2 protein-coding genes are annotated in these 2,277 nt (G+C 63.8%); both read right to left on the bottom strand.

Annotated elements, in window-relative coordinates; all coding sequences use genetic code 11:
• Nucleotides 1-1,244, bottom strand: a 1,244-nt coding sequence (locus tag AC5DC2_RS23180) for a sigma-54-dependent transcriptional regulator (protein WP_491700191.1), incomplete at its 3' end; no start/stop codon positions are given.
• A 17-nt stretch (nt 1,245-1,261) separates the two neighbouring features.
• Nucleotides 1,262-2,277: sensor histidine kinase (locus AC5DC2_RS23175; protein WP_491700190.1), on the bottom strand; the 1,016-nt coding region annotated here is incomplete at its 5' end.

Raw genomic sequence — 2,277 nt, 5'->3', positions numbered from 1 at the left:
GCGATCACCTGTCGCTCGAAAGCCTGCATCTGGTCGGCAAGCGGCAGGCCTGCCGAAGGCGTCATCGCGGCTTCGTTCTGTTCGCTATTGTCGAACCCGCGCCAGAGGCCAAGCACGAAACGGTCGGCATAGTTTCTCAGTTCGCGGACATTGCCGGGCCAGTCATGCGCCATCAGCCCGGCCTGCAGCAGCGGCGAGATCTCCGGTATCTCCCGGCGAAACCGCGCCCGCGCATCCCGCGCCAGAAAGAAGAACAGCAGCGGAATGTCGTCCCTGCGCTCCCGAAGCGACGGGATATCGAGGGTGACGACATTCAGCCGGTAATAAAGATCGGCCCGGAAACGCCCGGCATCGCTTTCCAGCTTGAGATCCGATTTCGACGCCGCGACGATCCGGATATCGAGCGCGATCTGCTTGTTGGAGCCAAGCCGCTCGACGGTCCGGGTTTCGATGGCGCGCAGGATCTTGGCCTGAAGGTCGAGCGGCATGGACTCGATCTCGTCCAGAAACACGGTGCCGCCATCGGCATGTTCGAGCTTGCCGATCCGCTGTTTGCTCGCGCCGGTGAAAGCGCCCACCTCATGGCCGAAGAGCTCCGCCTCGATCATATCGGCCGGCACGGCCGCGCAATTGATCGCAACGAAATTGCCTTTCGCTCTCGCGCCGGTTTCGTGCAGTGCGCGGGCGACGACTTCCTTGCCGGCGCCGGTTTCGCCGCGCACCAGCACATCGACATCGGTGTCGGCAAGCATGGCAATCTGCTCGCGCAGCCTGACGATCCCCTCCGTCCGCCCCACCAGCCGGAGCGACAGCGCGTCATGGCCGTCGAGTTCCGAGCGTAGCGTCCGGTTTTCCAGAACAAGCCGCCGTTTTTCCAGCGCGCGGTCGATGACGGTGTAGAGGCGGGAGGCCTGGAATGGCTTCTCGATGAAATCATAAGCGCCCGCCCGCATCGCATCGACGGCCATCTGCACATCGCCATGCCCGGTAATCAGGATCACCGGAAAGGTCGGATCGATCGAAAGCGTCGATTTCAGGAGCGCCATGCCGTCCATGCCCGGCATGCGGATATCGGTAACGAGCACGGCATAGGCCTCATGGGTAATGCGCTCCAGCGCGGGTGCGGCACTGTCATGCACGGCGACATTGACGCCCTCGAGCTCCAGCCCCTGCGCCAGCGCGTGGCGAAGATCATCGTCATCATCGACCAGATGAACGAGCGGTGTTGCCGTTTGCATTGCCATGACCTGTCGAAATCTCCCTAATCCGCTTGCGCCGCCTTCAGCCGCAATTCGAAGACCGCGCCGCCCTCGGCCCGCAAAAGCGTAACACTGCCACCGAAATCCTGCATGATGTTATAGACGATAGATAGTCCCAGGCCGCTCCCCTGTCCGGTGCGGGTGGTGAAGAACGGCTCGAACACCTCGCCCGCCAGTTCCGGCGCGATCCCCGGCCCGTTGTCGCGGACATGCAGACAGACCTCGTCGCCGGCGCTTTTCAGCTCCACGGCAATCCGCCCGTCAGCCCGCCCCGCAAGCGCGTCGATCGCATTGCCGAAGAGGTTGACGAACACCTGCGACAGCCGGATGCGCCCGGCCTCCACCATCACGCCATCAAGCGCCGGATCGACAGCGATTGCGACCCCGGCCCGTTCCGCTTTCGGCCGGATCAGGATCAGCGCCTCGTGCAGCGCTGCCTGCACCGCCACGGGCTGCAGCTTTGTCTCGGGCTTGCGCGAAAACGACAACAGTGTGCCCGAAAGCTCGGAGATGCGGGCGACCATGGCCGTAATGCGGTCCAGATTGCCGGCGGCGAGCTCCTGCCTGCCCAGCGCCAGCGCTTTCCGGGTATTGCCTGCATAGGTCTCGATCGCGGCCAGCGGCTGGTTGATCTCGTGACTGAGTGCCGCCGCCATCTGGCCGACGCCGGCGAGCTTGGCAGCCTGTATCAGTTCGTGCTGAACGCGTTTCAGTTCCCGTTCTGCCTCGATCCGCTCCTCGATTTCGTGCGACAGGTTGCGGTTTGCCCGGCTGAGCTCCTTCGTCCGGTCGCGCACGGCGCGTTCGAGACGCAGGGCCGCGGCCCGCTCTCGCCGCCGGAGCAGGACACGATCCTCGATCCGGCCGATCACGAAAAAAACGATTACCCCGACAAGCAGAAAGATCAGCAGCGAAAAGCCGATTGCCGCGGACTGCGCGGACACGATACGGCTGCGATTGCCCAGGACATGAAGCTGCCAGCCCATCAGCGGCAGGGCACGCATGACATCGATATGCG

Source organism: Martelella sp., from assembly GCF_984369615.1.
Note: the sequence above shows the minus strand (reverse complement) of the source record. Positions and strands in the feature narration are given on the sequence as shown.